Origin of the sequence: Rossellomorea sedimentorum (genome assembly GCF_046237645.1) — a bacterium.
Classification (GTDB): domain Bacteria; phylum Bacillota; class Bacilli; order Bacillales; family Bacillaceae_B; genus Rossellomorea; species Rossellomorea sedimentorum.
Window position 1 is genome coordinate 3,759,830 of the sequence record NZ_CP143546.1, and the last position, 25,501, is coordinate 3,785,330.

General features: G+C 42.3%; 15 protein-coding genes. 5 read left to right on the top strand and 10 right to left on the bottom strand.

All coding sequences use genetic code 11. From position 1 onward, the window contains the following. Nucleotides 1–109 precede the first annotated feature (109 nt). On the bottom strand, nt 110–1,447 hold the full coding sequence (locus tag V1502_RS18460; RefSeq protein WP_409252051.1) for a cell wall-binding repeat-containing protein: 1,338 nt from the start codon (nt 1,445–1,447) through the stop codon (nt 110–112). A 300-nt stretch (nt 1,448–1,747) separates the two neighbouring features. Between V1502_RS18460 and V1502_RS18465 the strand changes: the two genes are divergently transcribed. Further along, nucleotides 1,748–1,891 carry a hypothetical protein gene (locus tag V1502_RS18465; protein WP_409252052.1) on the top strand — a complete coding sequence of 48 codons (144 nt, stop codon included), beginning with the start codon at nt 1,748–1,750 and terminating at the stop codon, nt 1,889–1,891. A 138-nt stretch (nt 1,892–2,029) separates the two neighbouring features. Continuing rightward, a complete protein-coding gene (locus tag V1502_RS18470; RefSeq protein WP_409252053.1) occupies nt 2,030–2,596 on the top strand; it encodes a hypothetical protein in 567 nt (188 codons plus the stop codon). Between the two features lie 344 nt (nt 2,597–2,940). Here V1502_RS18470 and V1502_RS18475 read toward each other — a convergent pair whose 3' ends face one another. Continuing rightward, the gene (locus tag V1502_RS18475) at nt 2,941–4,071 is read right to left on the bottom strand and encodes an acyltransferase family protein (protein WP_409252054.1); all 1,131 of its coding nucleotides are present in this window, start codon (nt 4,069–4,071) and stop codon (nt 2,941–2,943) included. A gap of 107 nt (nt 4,072–4,178) precedes the next feature. Between V1502_RS18475 and V1502_RS18480 the strand changes: the two genes are divergently transcribed. Further along, entirely contained in the window at nt 4,179–4,916 is a 738-nt protein-coding gene (locus tag V1502_RS18480; protein ID WP_409252055.1) for a PIG-L family deacetylase, read from the top strand. A 60-nt stretch (nt 4,917–4,976) separates the two neighbouring features. On the opposite strand, the gene V1502_RS18485 is transcribed toward V1502_RS18480, so the two are convergent. The 8 genes from V1502_RS18485 to V1502_RS18520 all read right to left on the bottom strand — a co-directional run bounded on the left by V1502_RS18485 (nt 4,977) and on the right by V1502_RS18520 (nt 21,998). Then, on the bottom strand, nt 4,977–7,451 hold the full coding sequence (locus V1502_RS18485) for a cell wall-binding repeat-containing protein (RefSeq protein ID WP_409252056.1): 2,475 nt from the start codon (nt 7,449–7,451) through the stop codon (nt 4,977–4,979). Between the two features lie 111 nt (nt 7,452–7,562). Continuing rightward, nucleotides 7,563–11,549 (bottom strand): cell wall-binding repeat-containing protein, encoded by a 3,987-nt coding sequence (locus V1502_RS18490; protein WP_409252057.1) that lies wholly within the window; start codon nt 11,547–11,549, stop codon nt 7,563–7,565. A gap of 268 nt (nt 11,550–11,817) precedes the next feature. After that, nucleotides 11,818–13,020 carry a M20 family metallopeptidase gene (locus V1502_RS18495; RefSeq protein ID WP_409252058.1) on the bottom strand — a complete coding sequence of 401 codons (1,203 nt, stop codon included), beginning with the start codon at nt 13,018–13,020 and terminating at the stop codon, nt 11,818–11,820. An 89-nt stretch (nt 13,021–13,109) separates the two neighbouring features. Next, nucleotides 13,110–13,844, bottom strand: a complete 735-nt coding sequence (locus V1502_RS18500) for an amino acid ABC transporter ATP-binding protein (protein WP_409252059.1) — start codon at nt 13,842–13,844, stop codon at nt 13,110–13,112. Further along, the gene (locus V1502_RS18505) at nt 13,837–14,496 is read right to left on the bottom strand and encodes an amino acid ABC transporter permease (RefSeq protein WP_409252060.1); all 660 of its coding nucleotides are present in this window, start codon (nt 14,494–14,496) and stop codon (nt 13,837–13,839) included. The genes V1502_RS18500 and V1502_RS18505 overlap by 8 nt, the downstream gene beginning before the upstream one ends. 24 nt (nt 14,497–14,520) lie before the next feature. Next, nucleotides 14,521–15,276, bottom strand: coding sequence for a transporter substrate-binding domain-containing protein (locus tag V1502_RS18510; RefSeq protein WP_409252061.1), 756 nt, complete (start codon nt 15,274–15,276; stop codon nt 14,521–14,523). A gap of 674 nt (nt 15,277–15,950) precedes the next feature. Continuing rightward, the gene (locus V1502_RS18515) at nt 15,951–16,127 is read right to left on the bottom strand and encodes an aspartyl-phosphate phosphatase Spo0E family protein (protein WP_409252062.1); all 177 of its coding nucleotides are present in this window, start codon (nt 16,125–16,127) and stop codon (nt 15,951–15,953) included. Between the two features lie 378 nt (nt 16,128–16,505). Next, nucleotides 16,506–21,998, bottom strand: coding sequence for a pullulanase (locus tag V1502_RS18520; protein WP_409252063.1), 5,493 nt, complete (start codon nt 21,996–21,998; stop codon nt 16,506–16,508). A gap of 656 nt (nt 21,999–22,654) precedes the next feature. Between V1502_RS18520 and V1502_RS18525 the strand changes: the two genes are divergently transcribed. Both V1502_RS18525 and V1502_RS18530 read left to right on the top strand, forming a co-directional pair. Beyond that, a complete protein-coding gene (locus V1502_RS18525; protein WP_409252064.1) occupies nt 22,655–23,221 on the top strand; it encodes a DUF5317 domain-containing protein in 567 nt (188 codons plus the stop codon). A 196-nt stretch (nt 23,222–23,417) separates the two neighbouring features. Beyond that, the gene (locus tag V1502_RS18530; protein ID WP_409252065.1) at nt 23,418–25,259 is read left to right on the top strand and encodes a diguanylate cyclase; all 1,842 of its coding nucleotides are present in this window, start codon (nt 23,418–23,420) and stop codon (nt 25,257–25,259) included. Nucleotides 25,260–25,501: the final 242 nt, after the last annotated feature.

Consider the following 25,501-nt stretch of genomic DNA (forward strand, 5'->3'; position numbering starts at 1 on the left):
TCAACTATTTAGTAGAGGCTTCCAATTCCTTGTGTTAAGAGATGTTTAAACTTCTTATCGAGGGGAATAAAGAAACTGCTTGCCGAAACTTTCGGCAAGCAGTTTTCTGCTAGTCTATAACTTTTACCGCCCCAAGATATCTGGGCTTAAAGTAGACATTATTCATGCTTGTTATCTCTACCCCTCGGTTACCTGAATGGATAAATTCATTGTTGCCAATGTAAATGCCGGCATGTGAAGGACCAGGCTTGTACGTTTCAAACATAACAATATCCCCTATTTCAGGAGTACCTGTCCTGCTGCCGAAATTCCATATATCTGAAGTGGTCCTTGGCAGATCAATACCATGTTTATCATATACATAGTTTAAATACCCGCTGCAGTCAAAACCGCTCGGTGTAGTTCCCCCCCATAAATATGGTACTCCCAGGTATTGTTTAGCTGTCTGTACAAGCGCCTGACGGTCAAAGCCGAACTGGCTTTGTACCTCTGCAGAAATTACGGAGGTCCCGCCAATAATGGTTAATTGATCGATGCCCAGCTTTTCTACCGTTTCTTTAATGGCTGCAGGGACATTTTTCGATTGAGTTAACAGTACCGGAGCTTTTCCCTTTGCAGCAAGAACCGATCCTGTCAAAGCATCCGCAAAGCTTTCCCCTGCGGCGATTATTGAAGTATTTACTGATTGAGAAGAAAAGAACTTTTCTGCCACCTTTGTAGATGTATCATAACGGTCCTTACCTGCTATTCGAGTAGCATTCGGAAGGTTATTTTCAACATTTTCACTTATTACTCCCTTGCCTCCCACAAGAATAAAAGAACTATATTCAGTTAATACTTTCTTTGTTTCTTCGGGTATATTATTTTTATCAGTCAAGAGAATAGGCATTGACTGACTGGCAGCAACCGGAGCAATTGCCAGACTGTCCGGAAAGTCACCGCCATAAGTCACCACCGCTTTAGTTCCTCCAACCAAATTGGCAATTTTCGCAGCTGTTTCATAACGGTTTTTTCCCGCTACTCTTTCTACCTTAATGCCCCTATCTTTCAGCTGACTTTCAATGGTAGGAGAAATAACTGAGTTCCCGCCTAATATGTACGCCTTTTCCGCCCCTAAACGTTCAATTTCTTTCATTACACCATAAGGAATCTTTTCTTTGGTTACCAATAAGATAGGGGCGTTATGCTTTGCTGCAAGCGGGGCCCCTGCCAAAGCATCAGGAAAGTTATCCCCTACAGCAATGACTACTGTTTCCGCGCCGGCAGACCATCCTGTTTGTGATACCTTAACAGAAGTTTCATAACGATCTGCTCCGCTAATTCTATTAATTTTTGTTTCAGCAGCTGCTGTTGATGAAGTAGTCATAAAAAATAATGAAAATGCACATAAAACTGAAGCGACAATGATAGAAATAGGCTTTCGATAATTAGTTTGATAACTTGACATGTTTTCTCCACCTTCTCTATATTTCTACAACAAATTTTAGCACTAAATTGTCAAAATTATTTTACAATTATGTAACAAATTTCAGCATAAAAAACAGTGCTCCAATAAGCGCAAACTTTATTGAAGTTTCCCTCATTAAAAATTTCGGTTTGGAGAGTCAACTGTTTGGTTAATTAAAGGGGGAATTTAACAGATAAACATGTGAATTTGTAAATTCCACATTGGGAGGAGTGCCAAGCAGCCATCATCATCATGCTTTTTGAATCTAATAAGAAATGAGAAAAGTGGTGGAATTATTTTATGAAAAAAGTGGGTTATTGGTCCATTCTTGCCACCAAAGAATTGATGACTGAATCTACCTATGGAGGCACAATCATAGGCGGAAGGAAAGCTATACACCAAAGCGTCCAGGATGAAGTACATGAGCTTGTAAGACTGCAATAGCAATTGTTATAGATGTGTTCACTAACAGGAACACATCTTTTTTGTTTCTTTTAAAGTGCAGAATTTTCTATCAATTAGTACTCTTGAATGTTAAAATAGTCATAGACATATTTTATTACACATTAAAGGAGACTTAGGATGAAAACAGAAGAATTGAGCAGGCTAATCGGGGAAATCTATAAAAAAGTGATAATGCATATAAATAAAGAAGAGATGAGGAATGAGGTTAATAACCATTTACTGCAGGTTTTGAAAGAGGCATCAACAGAAGCAGGCTATAGAGACGAACTCATCAAAGGCATCGCATTTCACGTAGAATCGACCAAAGCCTTGCATGTCATCCTTTACAAATTCTTAGAGAACTCTAACTACCCAAGTATATCCGTTATCCAAAAGAGCATGGAGGCTGCTAAACAGGCAATCCAAGGTGAATTGGCAAGCTTGGCTCCCCTCTACCAGGAAAAAATCGAAAATGAAAACTCTGTAAATGACCAGGTTACACAGATGGAAATTTACTACACAACCAGCATGACTGAAATTAAATTAATGTTCCATTTTATAGAAGCTTTCGCTTCAGAAAAAAACAAAAAACTTTTTGAACCTTTGTTTTCAGCTTCAGCAGAGGAAGTCGGAGAAACATTATTAAAATATACAAGGACATATTCTAGTCTTCTTTTTGAGCGGGCAGTATCATCTACTAAATAATAGGCTTTGTTAGTTAATGATGTGGTTATTCAGGCTTTATATGCGGAACTATTATTTAGCATTTGTTGTAATTCTACTTGTTTTGAACAGGGGCTCTACCTGGTCAGCCCTTAGTTTTAAAAGCAAGGTTGCAGTAAATGGAGAGGAAGGTGAGCGACCTCCTGCAGGACAGGCGAGACCAAGGTTGCGTACCCACCGGTACGTAACCCCGTACGCAAAGCTGAGGCGCGCACCTGGAGTGAAATTCAAATTCACAATTCATAAAACAACATCATTATTCAAAAAAGCTATTTAATAAAAGAAAGGATCGACTCCGACATCTGGGTCAACCCTTTCTTTGTTAATTATACTTTTAAATACCATTTTTTTCTATGAAGCAGCACGGCAACAGCAGTCCAAAAGCCTACCATGATAAAAGCGTATGTTAATTGCGGATATGGGCTGAACGCTTCAACCCGCTGAACTAACACCTTTGATAGTGACAATTCCCCTTCAGCGGTTGTCACCGTAATATGAAGCAATACAGAATATATAATAAACTTCCCGAAATATACCAAAAAGCTATTTCGGCCAAATGCCTCTAAAAACCAAACCACAGGCTTTAACGCGGGCTCTTTAGCATCCTGTTTTCTTTTATCAAAAATCACATAGAGTATAGATAACATCCCTGCAGTACTTCCTGCTGCCAGCAATGCAAAAGCCGGCGTCCAAATCCTCTTATTATAGGGCAGGAACTGATCCCATATAAGGGAGCACACTACCAGCAGCAGACCAATTACTAATAATTCTTTCCAGGCTCCAGTTTCTTTTCGGTTAAGTATCAACCTGCCGAATGCATAGCCAAACAGGACATTGGACAGTGCAGAGAAACTGGTAACCAGACCTTCAGGGTCAAACCCTCTTTCTCCTTGATGGTAGATGTGTCGATCCCCAAATACTGCTCCATCTATCACTCCTGATATATTACAGTCAGGCTGCGGCAGACCGTTCTCACATGATTGGCCAGTTAACATCAGAATACTTCCATATACAACTGATATACAAAGAGCCACAAGCATGAGATAGAGTGGTTTTTTTATGAATTTAGTAATCACCACTGTGATAATGCCAAGCAGTGCAAACATCTGCAGAACACCTGTCAATCTAATAGTTGAGAAGTCGATACTCCACGAGACAATGATTGTAAAAATAATTCCGTAAACGATTAACCGGACAGTCCTTTTCAAAATCTTCTCCCATTTGACTCCTTTTTGATAAGCGATTGCCATACTTGTGCCAAAGATAGTAATGAATGACGGCAATACAATATCGGTAATAGTAACACCGTACCATTCTGCATGCCGGAAATAGCTGTAGTCTATTTCTCCATACGGAATGGTGCTGACAAATACGGATAAAACAACAATAATCCCTCTCAGCATATCAAGGGAATAAACCCTTTTTGTCTTAACTTGCTTCATTTGCTCTTGTTCCATACTCCGTTCCTTTCATTTCATTCTAATCTTCCTAAAGTATACACCACACTCATAAACTTTGATAGAATCAAGGGGGATTGTCTTACTATTACGTTTTGGAGGTAATCATGAAATTATTTCATCAGCTTTTATCATACAGTCTGCTATTCATCCTTTTAAACGCCTGCAGTTTTATTGAAGGTGAACCGAATACGTCGGTCTTTTATGCGCCTCACGCTGACGATGAAGTGCTCAGCTTGGGCCCATCCATCCTCCACCAAATAGATAAAGGAAATGAAGTGGCAGTGGTCCTGCTTTCCCATGGGGAAGCCAGTCAGTCTTTCCATGCCATTAATGAAAAACTGACCACGCAAGGACTCTCTCCCCTGACAAGAGAAGAATTCGGGAAAGCGCGTGTAAAGGAATTCAGAAAAGCGGTTAAGGAGCTTGGTGTTAAAGAAGAGAATGTATTTGTGTATGACCTCCCTGATGGCCAAATAAACAAAGAATCAGTTAAAGAGGTCATGATTGAAATGAATAAAAAATATCCAGAAGCAAGGCATCATGCTTTAAGTTTTAATGATCCACACTCTGACCATTCAGCATCAGGAGAGGCACTTCTTGAACTAACTGAAAATAATATTATCCAATCCGCACTCTTCTATCTTCCTATTCAGGAGTTTGAAAATCTGACTTACAATGATCATTATAAGTTACCCGACAACCTCCACAAAGACTATGTCAACAGCTTAGAGTCCTATTATATTTGGGACCCGGATAGCGGATTCTATAGTATAGGCAATATTTCCGTCGAGTCTTATTTTGAAAAAGCACATAAGTATAAAGAAAGCCGCTGGCACAGATGACTAGTCTAAATTCACTGAAAATAAAAGCTGTCGAAACTAGTTTCGACAGCTTTTTTATTGTTATTTAGATAACAGATCTGCAACGGTTTTACTTACAGCGCCTTCTCCACCCAAAATAGTGAATTCGGCAGCTTGGAGTCTATTGATTGCCTGCTCGGATTCTTTTGGCAGCTCATCCTTCTTAACAAGAATCATAGCAGCATTTTCTTTAGCAGCTAGTACTGATCCTGCCAATGCATCTGCAAAGTTCGTTCCGGTTGCTGCAAACACACGATAAGATGGCATCAATTGTTCAGCAATGGCACCTGCTGTAGCATAGCGGTTGGTTCCTGAATAACGGACCGCTCCCGAAAGGTCATCAAATACATTTGCGCTGATGACTCCTTCACCGCCAACGACGATAGTGCTGTCGATCCCTCGCAAAGCATTTCCAGTAGCTTTCGGAAGTTGATCAGATCCTGTCAAGAGGATAGGATAGCCATGACGTGCTGCATAAGGCGCCACTGCAAGAGCGTCAGGGAAGTTATTTCCGTTCACCATCACTGCTTTTTCAGGAGAGCCCCCTAAACGTGCTGCAATGTTGGCTGCGGTTTCCCAGCGATCTTTTCCGCCGATACGTTCTACATCAAGCCCCATACCTTCCAATTGATATTCCACAAAATTATCAACCGCACCAGTTCCACCAAGAATAATGACATTTTTGGCACCCAATCGGGAGATTTCCTCTTTGACAACCCGCGTCAGTGCTCCTTTATCGGTCAGTAGAATAGGAGCATTGTGCTTGTAAGCAAGAGGTGCTCCTGCAAGCGCATCAGGGAAAGAATCACCACGGGCAATAACGACGGTTTCCGCACTTTCCCAGCCGGCTTTTGAAATTTCTACCGCTGTTTCATAACGGGTTTCTCCCATAATACGTTCCGTGCCTGCTTCAACAATTCTGGCTTCAATAGTTGGTTTGACATTGGCATGATTATCAAGATACTCCGTGAATACCTGATAATCAACGAAGAACAACTCTTTCATTCTTCCTTCATCTTTTGCTTTGGCGAAAGTTTCATACCCGTCACCGCCACTCGCAATATAAGCATTCGTTGCCACTGTATACACTTTTTCAAGATCAATAGATACAAATCCGTCCTTTGTTTTCACTTGAACATCAATTACTCTTTCACCTGCCGGAAGTTCTCTATCATAAGAAAACTTCATTCCTGCAACTTGAGGATATCGGCCAGCAATATTTTCAACATCACTAACCCCATTTTCCAAGGCTGCCAGGATTTCTGCTCCAGTTAAGTCCAGCGTCACCAAGGTATTTCCAAATGGCATTGTAGTCAGGACTTCTTCGAGTGTTATCGGTCCTTCATCAATGGACGCACGAATTCCTCCTGCATTCTGGATGGCAATAGTTGCACTTCCGCCATTTTGCTGTGCTTTTTCCAGCATAGCATCGGCGATTAGATTTCCTAAGTTAGTTTCACCCGTCCGAACATTGTTGCGCTCTCCATTCAGAAACGCAGCTGAAGAGCCTACTATTGTTTGTTTCATTTCTTCCAGCGGTCCAGCAAGTTTATCCAACTCAGCTTGGGCTTCCGGGTCAGCTTCAATCACATAGTTTCCTTGATCATCTTCTTCATTCAGGTCAATGAGATTTTCATCCCAGGACCCATCTATAAGGACTCCATTTGCATCAAATGACACTTGTAAGTCCCCAAGAAATTTACTGTACTCGTTTGCCTGAACCACTATGGTCGGATCAGCATTGCCCTCTTTTTCAATTTCTACTGCTTCGGACAGCTTTGTATGGCTGTGAGCCCCAACAATGATGTCGATCCCTTCAACAGTCTCACCCAGTGTCACGTCATAATTATAGCCGAGATGGGTAAGAGCAATAATTTTGTTGATGCCTTCTGCTTCAAGCATTGCAACTGTCTCTTCAGCCTTCTTCAAATAGTCTTCAAATTTGACTGTATCCCCGGGACTTGAGAGGATAGCTGTTTCTTCTGTTGTCAATCCGAAAACCCCGACTTTTTCTCCATTCACATCAAGGATGGTAGCCGGGTAAATCTTTCCGCCTTCGCCTGGTGTACCAATATTTTCTTGTGCCAGAGGACCTAAGTCTTCATCAGCACTGAAGTCGATATTGGCACTGATAATTGGAAATTCGGCTTGTTTGATAAAGTTAGCAAATGCTGCAGGACCATCATCAAATTCATGATTCCCAGGAATCATCGCATCATAGCCAATCATGTTCATGAATTTAACATCAGCAAGACCTTTATATTTGTTGTAATACAACGTACCCGAAAAGACATCTCCTGCATCCAGAAGGATAGAATTGCTTCTCTCAGCTCTTAGGTCTCTTATTGCCGTAATTCTGCGGGCTACATTATCAAGGTGCGCATGTGTATCGTTAGTGTGCATGATCGTTAAATCAAAATTGCCGGTTGCCGCTTCCGATGAGGGTGTTATGGCAAAGATACCAGCTGCTAGTGCTGCAGTAGTGAGTACTCCGTAAAGTGGTTTTTTAATGTCCATGTTTTTCCTGACCTCTTTCATTCTATTATTCTGTAAAAATGTAAACAAACAATTAACCAGATGACATATGGGAAGGCTGACTGACTACCCTCCCATGTGTAGTAAGTTGTACTATTCTTCTCTTCTTAACTTTTCAGCTACCGCTTCATCAACTGCATTTACTCCACCAATGATATGGAATTTAGTGATTTGGTCAGCTTCGATTGCATCTAAGATGACTCCTGGAACTTCTGTAGGTTGAACCAGAAGAATCTCCGCTCCTTGTTTCGCAGCAAGAACAGAACCTGCCAAAGCATCGGCAAAATTCTTTCCAGTTGCTACAATCGCTTTATTTGTAACTGGAGTTAATGATTTTGCAATTACAGCTGACGTTGCATAACGGTCGATACCGCTAAAACGTTCAGCATTACTTAGACTTTTAAAAACTTTTGTGCTTACTGCATTTTCACCACCGACAACAATCTGCTCATCAATCCACTTTATCGCTTTACTTGATGAAGCCGGAAGCTTGCCTTGCTCAGTAAGAACAATTGGATAACCATTTTGAGAAGCATATGATGCAACTGATAATGCATCCGCAAATGTGTATGCATTCGCAATTACTGCCTTCTCAGGGGAACCTCCAAGTCTTGCTGCGATATTAGCAGCCGTCTCGAAACGGTCTGCACCGGAAATTCGTTCAGTCTTTACTCCAAGACCATTAATTTGATAATCTACGTAATTTGAAACTGCCGCTTCTCCACCGAGGATTACTGCTTTCGTCGCACCCAGACGTTTAATTTCGTCCCTAATTTCTTTACTCATATAATTTTGCTGAGTCAGAAGGATAGGGGCATCCAGTTTATAAGCAAGCGGGGCACCTGCAAGGGCATCCGGGAATGCATCTCCGCGCGCGATTACAACTGTATCTGCAGATTCCCAGCCTTTTTTAGAGATTTCAATAGCGGTCTGATAGCGGTCTGCACCTGAAACTCTATACACTTCGACTTCTTTACTGAATTGTATATTAGCAAGCACTGGATCATGGTCACTAGCACGACCATCTTGTTCACTAAAGTCCGCATTGATGTTGATACTATCAATCTCCGTGATGTCTGCTAGATTATTGGAGACAAGAATATGGTCAAGCACTTGTGAGTTTCCTTGATAGATATAGGTGTATCGTTCTTCCAAAGGGAGCTTTTCCATCATGTTGGTAAGGATATCACCCTCTAAGGCATTGATAGGAGCAGAGAATTCAAAGTCATTCAAATCCCCCAGAACGACTACATTGGCATCTTCAACTTTGCTGTTAATATCATTAACAAATTCATTTATCACAGCTGCCTGTTTAAGACGCTGCACTTCACTGCCAAGAAAAATAGGATGCTCTGCACCGAATAGAGCTCCGTCGCCGCGTTTAGAGTTAAAATGGTTAGCCACTACAAATACTTTTTCACCATTAAAAACAAACTCAGCTGCGAGAGCTTTCCTTGAATCATCAAAAGCTTCATTTGTTGGATCAATGCGACCAGGGTTATGTGTAAGACCATTTTCCGTAACCCCGACAGCTGTCGAGGCGTCGCCGGCTTCTTTATCAGCCAGCTGGACTCGGTCCGGGTTGTATATGAAGCCTACACGGATATTCCCTCCTGGCTGGCCTCCGTCTGTTTTATCTTCCGGTGCAATTTCAGTGAACTCATATGCCGGGCCGCCTGCGGTCACGATGGCATCTATGATAGCCTGATAGGATTCACTTGCATCAGTCGTGCCATCATCATCTGGTCCATTATTATCCTGGACCTCTACAAGCCCGATAATATCAGGTGTTTTCATATTATTAATGATAGAGTCAGCAATTCTGCTAATCTTCTCTTCACCGACACCCTTATGAAAATTCTCGATATTATAGGAAGCGACTGTTAAGTCTTCAGCTCCCGCTTCAATAGAAGTTACTTCACGTTCTGTTCCGCCATCTGCCACTTCCGGGAAAACACCAGTCGGACGGATCTTGAAATTGCTATAGTCATAGCTTACAACCCCTGTAACAGGACCACTTAGCGTATCCCCTGTCTTTGCGTTAAGATTGATGCCATCTACATCAATCAGCATGCGCTCAGGATTGTAATCATTAGGTTGGATCAGTACACCGCCAGCCCTTGTTCTGACCTGGTCTGCACTGGTTACTGTTACAACAGGAAGTTCATCGTATTTGACCGGTCCAGTAACAGTCGCATTCGGAATTTCAATCAGCATCCCTTCAAGACTTTCATAGAAATCCAAGCCATCCGTTTCAGGATCAAAAGAAGTCATATTATCATCTTCAATATTTTCTGTAGGCGGTGTACGGTCTTCCCCTATTACTACCGCTTCCGGAAGAGAGTTACCGGAAGAGAGTATTGTTATTGACGATCCTGATATTTCAGTAGTCAGCAAGTCGTTGGCATCACTATAACCATCTTCTCTATATTCGACTATTCTTCCATCAACACTCACCTTATCGCCAACCTGTACACCCGAGTTCCTCTTATAAACAAAGATACCCTCAGAAGTTGCTTCGTTATCATCGGGATTCTCAGTTTGCATGAAAAAAGCGTTTGATCCGTCTAACTTTGTAACGATCCCTTCTACATTTGTTACATTCATATCTTTATAGGGGGACTCATGGCCTTCACCTTGTATATCATGAATGCTAAGACCGTCTGTTGCTTTTAAAGCTTTATAAGTGAATGTAGCAACTTCACTTGTTTCTCCATCTTTCATCACAACCGCTTTGATTGTCATATCTGTTGTAATTTCGATAGGAGTTGTATACTCGGTACTTGCTTCCGTGGGTTCAGAGCCATCAATAGTGTAGTAGATTACTCCACCTTCAGCTGCAGTGTAAAGAGAAATTTCGGTACCCTCTACCACATTTCCTGAAGCAGGATCAGCACGCACAGAAAATACTGTTTCGATTACATCAAAAGCACTTCGGGGAATTAACTTAAAGTTTCCATAACTATAGTCGACGACCCCAAGGATATTTTCATAAGTTTTTCCAACTTCCAGGAGTCCCACATTGTCAGGAGCAGCCATAAATTCTCCTGATGCGTCTGAAACAGTGAATTCACCATATTGATTTACAGATTCAATGGTTACATTGGTGAATTTCACAAAAGTGCCTTCATACAGTTCACCATTAGTAGACATTTCATTTGCCGTTAAAGAATAAGGGGCGGGCACCCCTGCCGAAGGAGTGGTTACTGTAACATCTGAAGCAGTGGCCGGCTCTATTTGTGCAAGGCCGTGGTAATCTTTTAGCTTGCCTTCTACAAGCACCTTATCACCGGGCTGTGCCGTTAAGCCGGATGCACGGACAACAATCCCTGCTGTGTCGTCTTGAATGTAAAGGTTCGTTTTCCCTCCCGCCCCCATGGAAGCGGTTACAAAACCTTCTACTTTTACTACAGTATTTACAGCATTTGTACGAGCATCTGCAATTGTACTTAATACTACAGGTTCCCCTGCACCCGGGTCAGCTGCCTCGCCATAGGTTCCAAGATTGCTAAAGTCATCTTCTGCGAGAGCAGTCCATTGCGAGGAATCAAAAGCATCAGTAACATCTGTATCACCGGTAGTCACTGTTGACTTACGAACCAGGGTTGCATTTTTCGCAAAGTCAGAAGCATTGCCTGCTTGTCCAAGTGAGTCAATAATGGTTCCGTTGTGAAGCAGGACAATCGGATCATTTCCATTAAAAGTAGCGACCGAGTTCGCCCCGAGCAGCAAATCGGCTTTATCTTTGACTGCTGTATCAGCTTGGTTGTTTGCGATTACAAACACATTTCCAGGTTGTAAAGTTCCAGTTAGTTCTAACGTGTTTTTGCTACTCGAATCCCCGTTAATGTAGGATTCCAATGTATATTCTGATAGATCAATAGGAGCGTCCGTACCATTATAAATTTCCAAGGCTTTATTATAACTTGAGCCTTCTATGTACTCAGAGATAAGCAGGTTTTGAATTTTCAACTCAGAGGCAGAAACATTTTGAGCTGCAGCAGGTGCCATCAAACTTAACACCATAGTAGAGGCAAGGGCGACATTAAGAGACTTACGCTGTACCACTTTCAAATCCATTTTATTCCTCCTATTAACAACTTTTTCAAATGGCGTATACTCAACAGTTATGAGTATACTACAAAAATTGCCAATAAAGTGTAAAATAAGTGTAAATAGTCTAAACTTTTTATCAATTTCAATTAAATGTTGTAGTAGGCAGGGAGTTAACTGCCATCATCCGTTTTTTGTATCAATTACTATTTTTTGAGGTGGATGGTGTGGTAGAGCAAGTAAAAAAACCGTACATAAGGAGTAATCCATGTGTACGGTTTTTTTCGAGTAAGACTCATTGTATGCTTGTGGAGGCTTGACTATTTTGCTTCTGGGAAAACTCCTGTTTAATTTTTTGCAGAAGTTCTCTATTTGTCAGCACTTCAACCCCAGTCAACGCCATCGCTTTGGCCCCCAAAACCATCGCTTCTCTCGCCTGATCTGTCATGGCCGCTTCACGGAACTCATGAGTATGGCATGCATACGCTTCATCTGTGATTTTAATATAAGGATGGATGGCCGGGACCACTTGGCTGACATTCCCCATATCGAGTGACCCGCTGCCGTCACGCTGTTCCTGGATTTCGCTGCTGTCCACTCCAAGGTAAATCAATTCCTGGGTGAAGGCTTCCGATAACTCTGAGTTGGTGATCATGTCATCATAAGAAAACTCGTAAAAAGAGTGCTTCAGCGTTGCTCCGGTCTGTAAAGCTGCTCCTTCCGCACACTTCTTCACTTTTTCTGTTAATTCATTTACATAAGCACGGGAGGTACCGCGGACATAGAATTGGGCAACTGCATAGTCGGGAGTGACGTTGGCGGCCTTTCCACCCTCAGTGATAATCCCATGGATTCGTGCACTCGGCAGGATATGCTGACGAAGGGCATTGATACTGTTGAACGTTTGGATTACCGCATCCAAAGCATTGATGCCGTCCTGCGGATTGGCCGCTGCGTGAGTGGACTTACCGAAAAACTCAAACTGAATCGCATCCATTGCGAGCGATGAACCGCTTTTCACGTAACTGTGGAGAGGATGAACCATCAGGGCGACATCAAGCTCATCAAAAATGCCCCCTTCAGCCATCGTCACTTTTCCGCCACGGGTTTCTTCGGCAGGTGTTCCGTATACGATGACCTTTCCTCCCGTTTCCGATAGGACTTTGCTCAAGCCAATTCCGGCCGCGATCCCCATAGTGCCGATCAGATTGTGACCGCAAGCGTGTCCGACTTCCGGCAGGGCATCGTATTCAGCCATAAAGCCGATGACCGGCCCTTCCTTGCCGCTGTCATAAACCGCCCTGAAAGCAGTCGGCAAGTTACACGTACCCATTTCGAGAGAAAATCCATGGTCTTCCAACGTTTCAGAAAGGACTTTACTTGCCTTGAACTCCTCATGCCCAAGCTCAGGATTCTCGCCAATATAGATACTGATCTCATCTAAAACAGTCTTCAGCTGATCAATCTCCTCAATTACTTGCTGCTTCAATTTCTCCATATATTTCAACCTCATTTATGAGTAGTTGTGACGATGCTTCACTACTTTAAAGCACTAAGAGGGACTGTCCCTCTTAGTGCTTTAATGTGTTAAAGGACTTTCTCTAAGAATTCCTTAGCACGCTCGCTTTTGGGATTATGGAAGAATTCTTCTGGATGGACGTCTTCCATTAACACGCCGCCGTCCAGGAACAGTATTCTATCCGCGACTTCCTTTGCAAAGCCCATTTCGTGTGTGACGATGGCCATGGTCATACCGGTATGGGCCAGCGATTTAACGACGTCCAACACTTCTTTGATCATTTCCGGATCTAGAGCAGATGTCGGCTCGTCAAACAGCATGACATCCGGTGACATCGCAAGAGCACGGGCGATGGCGACACGCTGTTTTTGCCCGCCTGACAATCTGTTCGGATAGTCATGCGCTTTCTCAGAAAGCCCCACCGATTTCAAAAGTTTTAAAGCAGTCTCTTCGGCCGCAGCCTCTGTTTCCCCTTTTACTACAACTGGTGCATATGTGACATTTTCCAACACGGTCTTATGCGGGAATAGATTGAAATGCTGAAACACCATTCCGACATTTTGGCGCACTTTCAAGATATCTGTTTGAGGATGCGTGATCTCATCCCCCCCAATCCATACCTCTCCGCCGGTCGGTGTTTCGAGAAGGTTCAAGCAGCGGAGCAGGGTTGATTTCCCCGACCCTGAAGGACCGATGATCGCCACCACTTCCCCTTTATTAATGGTCGTTGATATTCCTTTTAAAACCTCCAGCTTACCGTAAGTTTTATGAAGGCCTTTCACTTTGATGTAATCCTTACTCACTCCGGCGCAGCCTCCTTTCCAATTGTCTTCCAAGCAGCGTCAGGCACATGACCAGCACATAATAGATGAGTCCCGCAAATATCAGCGGTTCAAACGCTGTATACGTATTCGCACTGACGATTTGCGATCTCCTCATAATATCTAAAAATCCGATTGTCGACACAATCGCCGATTCTTTTGTCAATGTAATATATTCATTCATCAAGGCAGGCAGAATATTTTTTAACGCCTGCGGAAGGATGATATCTTTCATCATCGGGCGGTATGAAATCCCAAGCGCCTCAGCTGCCTCTTTCTGGCCTTTATCGACTGCCTGGATTCCCGCACGGATGATTTCCGAAATATAAGCCCCCGAATTCAGTCCGAAAGCAAGCATTCCTGCCAGAAACGGTGGAATATCAAAGCCCGTCAGCTGCGGGGTGGCAAAGTAAATCAGCATCAGCTGTAAAATCAGAGGCGTTCCCCTGAATATGGATGTATAGGCATCCGCAAACCACTTTAAAACTTTAATTCTGCCTATCTTGAATAATGATAAAATTGTTCCGATGATAAAACCTACGATTCCTGACAACAAAACGAAAAGTAACGTCACCCATACTCCGTTCAGTATAAAAGGAATAGAAGGCACGATCCGGAGAAAATCCAAATCCATGCCTGCACCTCATTTCTTAAATATTTATTCTTTCAGCCATTTTTCTTCTAATTTTTCCAATTCGCCGTTTTCTTTCATTTCCTCTATTACTTTACTGAATTCCTCAACCTTGTCACTGCCTTTAGGGAACGCAATCGCCATACCAGGAGAAACAGAGCTCTCATCCTCGAAACCTTTCAAATTCAGTTCCTTGATATAGCCTTCCGCCACTGTTTTATCAAGATAGATGGCATCAATACGTCCTGCTTTCAATTCCTGAATTAAAGCAGGCAGCTTGTCTAATGATTTCACTTCAAGGTCAATCGTTTCAGATAGTTTCTTGGCAGCTTCATCCTGAATAGTCCCAAGCTGAACACCAAGCTTTACCCCGTCTAAATCTTCCATGCTTTCAATCTCTGAATCTGGCAACGTAATGAACATCTCTCCTGAACGGTGATATTCAACGGAGAAATCTACATTCTCTTTACGTTTATCTGTAGCGGACATACCGGACACCACAAAGTCGACTGTATCAGCCTGAAGGGCACCGATCAGCCCGTCAAAGTTCATATCTTTAATCTCAAGTTCATATCCAAGCTCTTCTGTAATATGCTTCGCCAGGTCAATATCAAAACCGACAATCTCTCCATCATTTTCGCGTGTTTCAAATGGAGGGAAATCTGCGGAAGTTCCCATAATGATCTTCTCTTTTCCTTCACCGCTCGTTTCCTCAGAATTACCACATGCCGCCAACGAACCTGCCATTACAACTGCCATCAAACCTGCAAAAAGTTTTTTCATCTTTTAAATCCCCCTATAAATTTTAATTAATATTTATTCAATAAAATGTATTTTAACACATATAAATAATTATGCAACATACCTTATAAAAATAATTTTACCCCAAAGTCTACTAATGACTATTTTTCTTTATATTCTTCAGAGGTTTTTAAGGTGACTATTTGGTAGGCATACAACCCAAATCCACCATACCCGGCTAAGTTTTCACTTAAAGCCGCTGTAATAAAATAAATACTTCAAACAGAACCAAAAGATGAAAATAGAATATTGTCTGTGGGGGGAGTGTTCTTAATACACAATTCAAAGTAGGGGGTGGCAGACAGGATATAGGAGAGTAGAAGAGTTTTAAGGGGGTAATCATTTCTATGTTGCTAGTGCAATATTCAGTTAAATATGCATCGTTCAACCTTTTCAGTTAAACGTTATATACATAGTGCCCCCTCCCTCGCATTTACTATTCAAGGACAAGGCTGCTGTTTCTTATGGGAAGGAGAATAATACATCCAAGAAGAGAGAAGGTATTAGCCCCTTTCTCGTTTATGGAGCAGGCTGTTACAACTACATGTGAGAACAGTACCTGAAATCTTTTGTATACACTGTTGATACCCAATCAGTTGGTGTAGGGTTGAGTCAGTTATTTACAGTAAGGTTTCTTCAAAGATAAAACGAAACATTTATCTTCTATCTTTTAAGACATTATCTAAAGGAGAGCCTTGAATACTATTAAGTAGTTGGTCCAATTCCTGACTTGCTTGGATGGCTTCTAAAGAAAATTTGCCGAATGTTTGAATTGCATAAATCATCTTTGTTCTGCTTTCTTCTACTAGTCTTTCTTTCGAAACACCTTCCATTTAACCCCTCCTTTTTTACTATTTTATTATAAATTTCCTTTAAATGGAATCTAAAACCCAAAAAATGTTAACTTGTTTTTACTTATTGGTTAACATTAATATTTATAAGTAATTTAGGAATATACAAATAACCCAATGGTGGCTGTGGCTTTTGAGGGTTATGAGGAAGCCGTACCCAATCATTATAAGATTTTTTGCGAGTAGAGAGGTCACAGGCACGTGTGTATCCTGGTTGAAAGCAGGGTACTAAATGAGAACAGTATTGAAAGCAGTAGCTTCCAAGATGTGGGGTTCCCTCACACTGCTTTATTACAACTCCTTAAAAAAGAAGCCCGGCAACTGCCAAGCTTCTTTCTTTTATAATGAAACTTTTACTACTTATTCTTTCTTCTTACCCTTTTCAGTCCCTTTCTCAGGACCCTTGACTTCTATATTACCTCCTGCCTTTACTACTACAGTCGTTAAAGGATCAAGAGAGATGCTATGGGCAGTCAAACTAAAGCCTGTTTTCTCAGAAACTTTCTCAACCCCTGCCTCATCCTGGTCAACCAGCACTACAGCATCAGTTAAATCTTCATCTAACGTCAATGTTCTTGCCTTAGAGTCCGCATTAATAAACACATAATACACATCCCCATTAGTCGCTTTCGCCTGATAGGCAATCAGCAAGTCCTCCTCTTTGATTTCAGGATCATCAAGCAAGGTGACATTTCTGTCGATCAATTCTTTTGAGCCCAAACGGAAAGCATCTGTTGAACGGCGCAGTTTGATTAAGCCTGCAGTGTACTCTCTTGTCACATTGTTAACCGGGTAAAGTTCTTCGTTCGTCGCTTTTTCCCAATCGATTCTGTTGATGATGTCCGATGAATCATAAGAATCATGGATGAAATACGGATACTTGAACGGATTGCCATTCTCGTCTTCCATGTAAGTAGATTTGTATGGTGCCGTTTCTGCTTCCGCTCTCCACTGTTTTGTGCGTCCGAATTCCTGGCCGGCATGGATGAAGGCCGTTCCTTGCGATGTTAATACCATCGCGTTTCCGATACGGATCCGTTTGTGGATTTCCAGGTTGTTTTCCGGTACGTCCGGATCTTTTTTAATTGATTGTGCAATGACATCGTACAGTGTCAGGTTGTCATGGGCCGCGATGTATTGCACAACGTCTCCTGGCTGATCCGCTGTAAAGTTATGCGGCTGTGCTTTGATATTATCAAAGATTTGCCCGATGTTTCTCGCACCGCCAGTCAGGAATCTTGGCTGCCCTTCACTTCCAAAGCCTGATTTCAATTCATTACGGAACTCGTCGGAGAAACTGCCGACCGCTTCAGTGTGCTGCATCCAATCTTGGTCTGCGGCTTGGACCGGCTCGCCTTCATCTCCAGCAAAAGTTCTCCAGCCTTCTCCGATCATCACCAGATTCGGGTTTGCTTTTTTCGCTTTGTCAAAAGCTCTTTGGATACTCTCAGCGTCATGGTCTCCCATCATGTCAAAGCGGAATCCATCGACCTTGTACTCATTCACCCAGTGCATGATCGAGTCTTCCAGGATTCTTCGGGACATTTTGTGAGTCGTTCCCAAACGTCCGCCGCCGAAGCTTGATCTTGGCGTGCCATCCGCATCCATAAAGTGATAGTAGTTAGGTACCAAATCTTCGAAAATAGATACCTGTGCCGTATGGTTATACACTACATCCAGTATGACACCCATATCGCGTTTATGAATCTCTTTGATCAGTTTCTTGAACTCTTTGATTCTCTTTTCCGGGTCTTCCGGTTTCTCTGAATACATGCCAGTCAAAGAGAAGTAACTTTGCGGGTCATATCCCCAGTTGTAGTTGGTATCCTGAGACTGATACTCCAGCAACCTTTGGTCTTTATCAAACTCATTGGCAAAGTAGTAGCTCATGACCGGAAGCAGCTGAATGTGCGTCACACCCAAGTCTTGAATGTAATCCAGTTTTTCTGCGAATGCGGCAAAAGTACCGAACTCGTGATCGAGCTCATCTGCAATGTTAGGATCAGATGTAAAGTCACGCACATGAGCTTCGTAGATAATGGTGTCTTCTCGTTTTGCATAGCCCGGAATATCAGCAAAATCCAGTTTTGGTGACACCCTTGATACATCCACTATGGCTGCTTTTCCAACCGGATCAACCGACTCACTGCTCCATACAGCCATGGACTGGGCGTAAGGATCAAGCGCTAATTTTGTCGCTTCGCCATGCGTAACTTTGTAATGATAGTAGTAGCCTCTGTGGTTTTTGACACCCGTGTTCTTTTTAGCGAGAGTCACGGACCAAACTCCACGGTCACCTTTTTCCATCTCTACGGTTTTAACTACTTTGTTCTGGTCCTTTTTATCGTAGAGGACAACGGAAACATCATCCGCCTTTGGAGACCAAACCTTCAATGTCGCAGAACCGTTTTTATGTAGCTCTGCTCCCAGTTCTCCGTCATAGCCGTACATTTCATCGATCAATTTCCAGCCTGAATCGATTGTGATAGAGCGTTCTCCATACGTAACTGTATATGGAAGTTTTTCGATATCGAATGTTCCGTGAAGGTTGATCTTCTCAGGACCTTCTACCGTGATGTCTGAGATAGTCACATCGCTGCCATCTTTATCTTTCACAGAAATCTTTTCTTTCAAGTCTTCAACCGTTAATCCTTCCGTTTTGGTAAAGGTGAGGCTGATCGCCTTGTCAGAAAGTGCTTCGCCTGATAACAGCGCAGGCTTTACCGTGCCGTAAGGGTTTGTGTACACCTTGTCTTCGCCTTCTTTTACAAACACGGTATTATGCTGATCCAGCATTTCAAAAGACATATCAGCTGTTTGGGCGCTCGTTTCTTTGTTTACGAACAGGAAGCTGACTTTTGAGGCATTTTCTTTTAACTTAATATCATAATATGCGCCAAATTTACCGATACCGGCTTTGTCTGCTGCTCCGTTCGGCCACCCGTCAGATGGTGCCGCCACATCGCCCCAGTTCCACAGCCCCCATCCATCATAGTCGCCATTTTGACGTTCATAATAGATGCGAATGGTATCTTGCGGCAGGTTTGCCGGTTCGAATAAAAATACTTCGTCTGAACCTTGCTCGATCCAAATTTCATTCATTTCCGGGGAAGATAATTCGATTGTTTTATCTCCGCCGTCTTTTTCACCATTAGTTCTGTTTAAAACAAGGAACCCTATATTTTGCGCGTCCGATTTAATTTTGACATCCACATAGGCTCCGTACTCTGTCACTCCATCAAATGGTGTGCCGCCGGATGGCCAGTTTTCAGAAGGAGCTGCAACGTCTCCCCAGAGCCAGACTCCAAGATTTTCATAGCTGTTATCACTTCGTTGGTAGTGAATACGAAGGGTGTTTTCTCCGATTTCACCAGCGTCCCCCGGCTCTTCAACAGGCACTCCGCCCTCAAGGGTTAACAGTGCGGTTCCGCCGTCTTCCATAGAAGGAAGAGTGATTGTCGCTTTACCTGCGGCAGAAGTTTTGTAGGTGTTGCCAGAATAATGATCCGTAACGACCGCTTCTGCCAAACCAAAGTTAACTACTGCTTCGTTTACTGCAGCCCCAGTGTTTAGGCCAACATAAACACTTTCTTCATTATAGCTTCGTTGAAACACAAGATACTGTTCGCTGTCAGAGCCTGCGACTTTGCTGCGATCTCCTTTAGCAAAAATATCTGTATTGGCATTTCGGAAATCCAGTACTTTTTGATAGTGCGTTAACACCTTGTTTCCTTCCACTTGTTCCCAAGGCATGTTCTGACGATTATCATAGTCCGGATAATTATTTTTTCCAGGAAGACCGAGTTCTTCTCCGTAATAGATGACCGGCTGTCCTTTAGCGGTCATTTGAAGTGTCGCTGCTACCTGGTATTTTCCGAGGTCACCGCCTACTGCTTCAAGGAAGCGGTCTTCGTCATGGCTGCCGAGGAACTGACCAAGTGTAGCATCATTGGAAAGCTCTTTGTTGCGGTTTTCTAGTTTCGTTTCCACCGCTGTCAGGCTGCCGTTCGCAAAATCTCTTGCCAGATTTTTAAAATCAAAGTCCAGCAATGAATCCATCATTCCCGAGTTCAGGTAGCCGCTGTCATTGTTTACGCTCGCTCCCCAAACTTCACCAATCATCTTGTGATCAGGCTTGACTTTTGTTAACTCGTTCTTGAATTTCATCCATGTTGCATCTTCAACATGTTTCACCGTATCGACACGGAAGTAATCAATCGTATTGCCATTCGGTGTTTTCGACTTTTCAATCCAGTCTGTCTGCCACTGGACGATTTGGTCGCGGACCGCAGATTCCTCTGTAAGGAAGTCCGGCAAGCCTGCCAGTTCACCGCGGACTGTATCGGTACCGCCGTCACGAAGCATTCCGTCAAAGCGGGCACGGTCTTCATCTGTCGGGAAGTTGGCCACACCCGTTGTGCCGGCATCGCTTGCTTTCAATCCATAGCCAGTGTGGTTTAACACCACATCCACCATGATTTTGATTCCACGATTATGCGCTTCATCGATCAATTCATGGAAATCAGCCATCGAACCAAAGTGAGGGTTGAGCTGGCCAAAATTGTCTGCCCAATATCCATGGTATCCGTAATATGGAGTACCAGGTTCTTCATTATATCTAACATCGTAGTCTATATTATCCACGATTGGACTGATCCAAAGAGTATTGATACCGAGCTCATCAAGATAGTCTAATTTTTGCGTGATTCCTTTAAAATCACCGCCTTGATAAGTTCCCATTTTGGAAGTATCATAGCCGATGCCATAAGGATCGTTATTTGAACTGTCTCCGTCAAAGAAACGGTCTGTCAGCATGAAGTAAATGACAGATTCATCCCAGTCAAAGTCCGCCTCTTCACCTGTAAAAGTACGGGCCTTCACTTCAAGGGAGGCTTCTCCCCCATGCTTGTTTCCATACTCATCCACCACTGTAATCGGCAGTTTTTTCACGCCGGCAGGAACAGATTGGTCAACGGAAACGGTCAATTCTTTCAGTTCAGGATCAACTGCAACTTTTTCTGCTCCGCCGATGGCAGTCAAATCCATATACATTTCCCGGGCTTCAGCATCTGCTCCAGCCCCGAGATTAATCGTCACGACAGCATTCTCATTGTAACTGACGGCTGCAGGCTGAGCAGTACCTGTCACCTGAAAATCTGCCATTTGATATGTAACAATGGACTGCCCATCAACCGTATTGTATGGATCTGGGACTTCAGTCGTCACCCCATCGACTGTGACAAAGTACGTATAGAGATGCTCTCCTTTAGGAAGATCTTTCAAAGTATACGTAAAACGTTCATTCTCTGGTTGAAACTGCATGTCGTAGCGCTGCCCCAGGATCTCAAGCTCTACTTTTTCAACTGTATTCATGGCATCCTGTGCATATAAATCCTTGTCCCGAAAAAAGAACGAAGCATTTCCATTCTCCACTACGGGGCCTGAGCCATCCGGCACAGTGATGACTTCTTCAACACCGCTAGTTACATGAACCTTTGTAACAGCATCATTCTTATTCAGCGTTATATAGCGGTCGGCATCGACATCCTTCGCTTCCCAGTTGCCTTTCCGGACAATGAATCCAACTTTGTCAACATCAGAAGCAACAGCTATATTAAAAATTGCCTTTCCTTCTTTGATTTCTGTGTAATCAATTTGGTCATCCTGAACACCGGTACCCCATACCCAGAGATTCCAGCCTTCATAATTACCATCAGGCCGCTCATATGAGAGAGTAATAGACCGGTCACCGGTTTGTGCCATCGCTGTAGGTATGTATCCCGCAAACATGGATACGATCAAGATCATTGACAAGAAAACAGACACTGCTTTTTGTATCTTATTCTTCTGCATCCCCTTTTTCCTCCTTTGTTTTAATGAAAACGTTTGCACAAACACTCGAAAAGAAGTGTAGTTGTGAAACCGCTTGCACAAAATTGTACAAACTAGCTATAACTTCAACTACACAGATTTCATTTTATGAAAACGCTGCCATTCTACTTATATATATATACGTTACAATGAATCCTTTAAGTAATCAACACGTTTTAGAAAGATAGGATTTAGGAACGACTAACTAGTTCTTTAGATCTATTAAAATTTCCCTCCTCCTCCTCTTTGAAGAAATTGAGAATCTTTTCTTAAGCGTCTTATTATATCTCTATAATAATCTCCCCATCCATATGATTAGTCGCTTATCTTTACCTGCATCCCTTTTTTGAACATGGTTCTTAAAGCCTGCCTTCAAGGATGCTGTGACTTTTTCTCAAAGTTTGCTTTTACTGAAAACCTCTAAAAAACTGTCTTTTTTCATCAATCGGAATGATCCCCCAGAAACCTCAAGCTGGCATTCACTCTTTTTAACTTTCAAACCCCTCAGGACTTTAGTAGTAATTTTTTATTTTTCAAAAAACTTCTAAACTTTTATAATAATATTTCGATATAATAGACAGGTTCACTTTTTACATAATTATGTAAAATTATACAGAATATAGTTCGGAGGAACATTTATGGTTTTTGATGGAATACTGCTTGCGATAATAATAGGGTTTATCCGCGGAGGAAATTTCACTAGATTTGCAGATTTAAAGTTCAAAATGGGCTGGATCTTCCCTTTTTTGCTGCTTATTCAGATTGTGATTTTTTCTTTACAAAATAAGGTTAATTTGATTGGCAAGTTAAGCGGAGCTTCTTTTATAGTCGTGTATATCATTGGATTGGTTTTCCTCTGGCTGAATCGGCACCATTCCCATTTCATCATTATTTTCATCGGGGTTCTGCTTAACTTCCTCGTAATGGCGGTGAATGGGGGAAGAATGCCGGTTTCGCTGGAAGCTGCGTCCATGATTGATCCGTATTATTTGGAAGCGACCAAGAATGCGCTCTATGCGAAACATTCCATTGTATCAGAATCGACTCTGCTTCCATACCTGGGAGATATCATTCCCTTATCAGCACCTTATCCCCGTGAACAAGCCATCAGCATAGGCGATGTTGTAATGAATATTGGCGTTTTTCTTTTCATTCAATCTGTGATGGTACACAAAAAGGAAAAACTCCTGCCCACGACTTATTAGAAATTATTTGAAGGAGGTGAATTTATAATGAAAAACAAGATAAAAAGTGCTATCATTAACCTTATTATTGTAGGTTCAGCAGTTGTTGCTTTAACTTCCGGCTGGAAGTTCTGGGAATCTTAAAAAGCACTACGGCTGGCCGTAATGCCTCAAAAGGTCAGCCCCTTATTTTTACATCGTGAGAGTGATTTATACTATGTTGAAGATACAAAACTTCTATATTGGATTTATCTGCTTGTTCGGTACATCCCTTTTTTTCTTTCACCTAACCACGAACGTAAAGCTTTCGAACTGGGTACTGGTTTATACTTTTGTGGGAGCTATTCTACTATTAAATCACTACAATATCATTATCCCCGTTTCTGGCAACACGCTGTCAATGGATTCCTCCATTTATTTAGCAGGGCTTTTTTTGTTTGGTTTAAAACTGCCCTTACTTGTCCTCGTCCTCAGCAGTTTAATATTTCTGTTCATCCAGGCTAAACTGGCATGGTGGAAACATTTGTTCAATTTTGCCAACTATTCCATCATGCTGATCAGTACGTACTATACATTCATTCTTACAGGCGGCATTGTAGGAGAGACTTATATTTCAAATGTCATGCCTTATACTATTTCACTGGCCGTTTACTTCTTCATCAATGTCGTCACCATGTGGATTTATTTCTATCTGGCTCAAAAGCCATCATTGAAAACCATAATCCGAACAGCACGCCAGAAAAAAATCTTGCAAGAAGCATTCACCAGCTACTTAAGCACGCTCATTCTTTCCCTGGTATTAACCATTCTAATCAACCAGCAGCCGATTTTTGGGCTTTTCCTTTTTATCGTGCTGTCAGTAATACTTTCATTTACTTTCCGGAATTTTTTTCATCTTTATAAAAAAGAGGAAGCAAAGGCCAAGAAGGATTTCTTAACTGGATTATACAATCATGGTCACTTTAAACTCCGCTTGGATGAAATGGTATCCGAGTCTCGAGAGAACGTTTTCTGTGTGGCTCTGATTGATTTGGACGACTTCAAGAAATACAATGATGCGAATGGACACATTCAAGGAGATGAACTCCTCAAGTTTTTCGGCGAATTCCTTGGTAAAAAATCAAAAGATTTGCCCTACATTGCAGCCCGTTATGGCGGGGAAGAATTTGGTCTCATTTTGCCGGATACGACTCAGAGGGAAGCTTTTATCTATTTGAATAAAATCAGAAAAGAAATCAATGATACCTACTTTACCGGAATAGAACAATCCCCAATCGGATGTATCTCCTTCTCTGCCGGAATTATCGAATTTGAGAAAGGGACATACAGTTCATCCGAGCTCTTATCCAAAGCGGATAAGGCTCTCTACTACGCTAAAGCACAGGGTAAAAATACGGTAAAAGTTTATAAAGAAGAGCATCTTTATCAGCCAGACCTTCAATATGCAACTGAAATTGAGGCGCTGGAACAGCAGCTGCAAATATTTCTGTCTAAGGATATCTATACCTACCAGCACAGCAAACGGGTATTTTCCTATGCAACAGAGTTAAGTGAAAAACTAAATCTAAGTAATGAAGAGAAACGAACCCTCATATTAGGAGCGCTGATCCATGATATCGGCAAACTGGAGATCCCGCGTGATGTTATCAATAAAAAAGGCAAGCTCGATGCCCATGAATGGGAAATGATGAAAAAACACGTCTTATATGGAAAAGAAATCATTTCTTCTATCAAAAAATATGACGAACTGCTGCCATTAATCGAACTGCATCATGAAAGATACGACGGAAAAGGGTATCCTTATGGATTAAAAGAGAAAAACATACCAAAGCTTGCCCGTATCCTTTGCATCATCGACTCGTTTGATGCCATGACGACAGAACGACCTTACCAAAAAACAAAATCGTTTTCGGAAGGTATTCAGGAGCTTCGTAAATGTGCAGGCCAGCAATTCGACCCTGCCTATGTCGAACCGTTCATTGGAGTCATTGAAGAAAACTACGCTGACAAGCTTGGTACGGAGGGACTGGTCAAGACCGGTGAAGACGTCACGAATTGACCAACTATACTTAGTATGCGTCATGCCCCTCCACTAGAAACATGATGAAAAAGAAGAGCTGCTTCCCCTACATAGGAAAGCAGCTCTTTTTTTAGGCTCTTTTCTAAAACTTTGTTGCTATTTACTATGAGTTCAAGAGAAATAACCATATTACACAGGAATTATCCTGGTAAACAAGAAAGAAAAGAGCAATTCATCCTGTTCAGTTAGATAAGCCCTTGTACCCGAGGGAAAAATCCGGC

What these genes read in the sequence shown, in the direction of transcription:
- V1502_RS18460 (WP_409252051.1), bottom strand. Translation starts at nt 1,447, where the DNA reads ATGTCAAGTTATCAAACTAATTATCGAAAGCCTATTTCTATCATTGTC.
- V1502_RS18465 (WP_409252052.1), top strand. Translation starts at nt 1,748, where the DNA reads ATGAAAAAAGTGGGTTATTGGTCCATTCTTGCCACCAAAGAATTGATG.
- V1502_RS18470 (WP_409252053.1), top strand. Translation starts at nt 2,030, where the DNA reads ATGAAAACAGAAGAATTGAGCAGGCTAATCGGGGAAATCTATAAAAAA.
- V1502_RS18475 (WP_409252054.1), bottom strand. Translation starts at nt 4,071, where the DNA reads ATGGAACAAGAGCAAATGAAGCAAGTTAAGACAAAAAGGGTTTATTCC.
- V1502_RS18480 (WP_409252055.1), top strand. Translation starts at nt 4,179, where the DNA reads ATGAAATTATTTCATCAGCTTTTATCATACAGTCTGCTATTCATCCTT.
- V1502_RS18485 (WP_409252056.1), bottom strand. Translation starts at nt 7,451, where the DNA reads ATGGACATTAAAAAACCACTTTACGGAGTACTCACTACTGCAGCACTA.
- V1502_RS18490 (WP_409252057.1), bottom strand. Translation starts at nt 11,549, where the DNA reads ATGGATTTGAAAGTGGTACAGCGTAAGTCTCTTAATGTCGCCCTTGCC.
- V1502_RS18495 (WP_409252058.1), bottom strand. Translation starts at nt 13,020, where the DNA reads ATGGAGAAATTGAAGCAGCAAGTAATTGAGGAGATTGATCAGCTGAAG.
- V1502_RS18505 (WP_409252060.1), bottom strand. Translation starts at nt 14,496, where the DNA reads ATGGATTTGGATTTTCTCCGGATCGTGCCTTCTATTCCTTTTATACTG.
- V1502_RS18510 (WP_409252061.1), bottom strand. Translation starts at nt 15,276, where the DNA reads ATGAAAAAACTTTTTGCAGGTTTGATGGCAGTTGTAATGGCAGGTTCG.
- V1502_RS18515 (WP_409252062.1), bottom strand. Translation starts at nt 16,127, where the DNA reads ATGGAAGGTGTTTCGAAAGAAAGACTAGTAGAAGAAAGCAGAACAAAG.
- V1502_RS18520 (WP_409252063.1), bottom strand. Translation starts at nt 21,998, where the DNA reads ATGCAGAAGAATAAGATACAAAAAGCAGTGTCTGTTTTCTTGTCAATG.
- V1502_RS18525 (WP_409252064.1), top strand. Translation starts at nt 22,655, where the DNA reads ATGGTTTTTGATGGAATACTGCTTGCGATAATAATAGGGTTTATCCGC.
- V1502_RS18530 (WP_409252065.1), top strand. Translation starts at nt 23,418, where the DNA reads ATGTTGAAGATACAAAACTTCTATATTGGATTTATCTGCTTGTTCGGT.